2 protein-coding genes are annotated in these 2,314 nt (G+C 37.7%); one reads left to right on the forward strand and one right to left on the reverse strand.

What is annotated here, in order from left to right; translation table 11 throughout:
* A partial coding sequence (locus tag QZU45_RS12165) for a helix-turn-helix domain-containing protein (RefSeq protein ID WP_295355672.1) occupies positions 1-298 on the forward strand: 298 nt, incomplete at its 5' end.
* Between the two features lie 205 nt (positions 299-503).
* On the opposite strand, the gene QZU45_RS12170 is transcribed toward QZU45_RS12165, so the two are convergent.
* On the reverse strand, positions 504-2,314 hold a 1,811-nt coding region (locus QZU45_RS12170), incomplete at its 5' end, for a transposase (RefSeq protein WP_295355674.1).

Here is a 2,314-nt window from a genome sequence, read left to right on the forward strand (position 1 = left end):
CCTCCACATCCGATGTTTTCTGTATGAAAAACTGGGAGAAAGATTTTCAAACGTTATGTGCCAGATGCAGCTGATTTTGTTTGCACGCGTAGATCATCGCATTGCAGACATGCTGACAAATAAACTTAAAAACAGCGGTGACAGCAGCATACGGATCACTCACGAGCAGATCGCCAGAGAGATCAACTCAACACGTGAGGTTGTATCAAGAATTTTAAAGGATTTTGAACATCGTGGAATTATAAAACTCGGAAGGGGAAAGATAACCGTCATCAAATCATTGGATACACTCTTCTGAAAAATACCGATCATCTCGATTATTACCGGTGCAATCTGTCTCAGTGTTTACGCCGACCCTGGAATCTGCTAATACATGAATAACCGTATCAGATCTTCAGATTCATAAAACTCTGCAATCGTTACTATTCACGAGACCGAAAGAGGGTTGTAAATCCTCTTTCGGATTAGTTTTGTTTCATCAATTGTAGCGTGTGAATAACTGGTTACGGAGAGGTACCGTCAGGCGGAACTGTTTTAAGTAGGGTTTGCGATTCAGGTGATGGTTCCGGTTTTGGAAATACCTCACTGATTCGATAAGGTTGTTTCAAACATAACCGTTGTAAGGCAACACTAGGATTTATACCGTTTCGTTTGCATGTTTCTGTGTAACTGAGGATTAGTGCATAGTCTTTTGCTGTTTCAACACTGAAGAATTGTCCTGATATTTTCATTTTGGTTTTGAAAATACGTAATGCGCGTTCAGCAAGATTGTTTGTGGTAGGAATTTTGAAATTCTCTATCCAAAGAAGGTAATTCTCGCCAAAACATTGAAGTCGATTGATAAGTGCAGCTTCATCTTTATACCAGTACCACTCTTCGCCTTTATCGTTTTTTGCGTGTGTATGCTGGATTTCTGCAGTTTGGAGAACGTTATTATAAGTATTACGGATATCTGAAATTTCTTGAACAGAAAAGCAACTTCCCCCTGATTCCTCGATAACGTTTCGTGCATGAATCGTTTCTTCAAAAAAATGATGCATATCTGCAACCCAGGAATGATTAGTAAATTCTAATTCTCCAGTGATTAAATCCCTTTCCAGATGCTGATTGCACTCAGCATTTTTAAATCTGAACACCTTATTGTAATTAACCTTGTTGTGATCATGAACAACAACACAGTCAGAACTTAAACACTGCAGAATTCCATCCTCCAGTATTCCTGCCAAATTCTTTTTTGCATGTGCGGTGTACAAGGCTAGATTATTATTGCCGGTAAATCTAATACATGCCCGTTTCTTATCAATTGATACAACAGTGTCATCCCAGTGTACGATATTATTGTTGTTATTGATAAGATAGTCCTTTAGCTCATTTTCGAACCCGTAAATTCTGAGTTCCTGAGCAAACTGTCGTATAAGCTTGCAGATATATCCATTGCTCGGCTCAATCTCACAATCCGTTATTCCGCGCATTAGTTCTCTGGTTCGATTAACTGCAACATTTCCATATACAAGCATGGAGAGAATAAAAGATTTGACTTCAGGGCCGTATTGGGTTGTAACATTGGAATAAAGATGATTCGGAATAACCGCATCAAATGTATCGCCGCAATTTAAACATACATACCGGCCGATATGAATCTCTCTGCATACGGTTTTAACTTTTACTGTTTTTTCATAAATAGTTTTGGTGCCGTACTGTATTATGCTGTTCGAACCGCATCTGCCACAAATTAAATATTCTGCATCATCAAGATATTCTACAGTTTCATCAATATGCTCGGGAGTTTCAAGAATATGTCGTTCATGATTAGACTGGCCACCTCTATTTCTTTCTGTCGGCTTTCTGCAGTTCGGAATAACTTTAGTTTTATTAAAAGGTGTTAGACTCGTAGGAATTCCTGAATTAGTTCCGTCGCGCATCAGTTTGGCCTCTGCCTTTTTCAATTTGTCAGCCAGCCCATGGATTATGTCTGACTGTTCTTGAATTGTCTGATAGCTCTTATCCAAATCTTTTTTCAATTTGTTTAATTCATTGTGTAACTGTTCATTTTCTTGTTGTAAATAAGATCTTTCCTTAAGGAATTCAGCATGTTCTTGTAATATTTCGATTTTTTCTGATCTTTCATTTGTAAATTTTTCATCCAGTTCCTCATACCTTTCAAGAAGGCTAGAATATTTTGCCTGATTGTCATTTTCAATTATTGCCAGGGCATTATATTTTTTCTTCCAATATCTTCCATCAAGAGAAAGTTCATTATCAGGAACAGACTCATAATCGGCTAATTCTTTGAATTTTAATTGGGATGAGGAGA

The sequence above is a fragment of the uncultured Succinivibrio sp. genome (assembly GCF_902756765.1).
Lineage (GTDB): Bacteria > Pseudomonadota > Gammaproteobacteria > Enterobacterales > Succinivibrionaceae > Succinivibrio.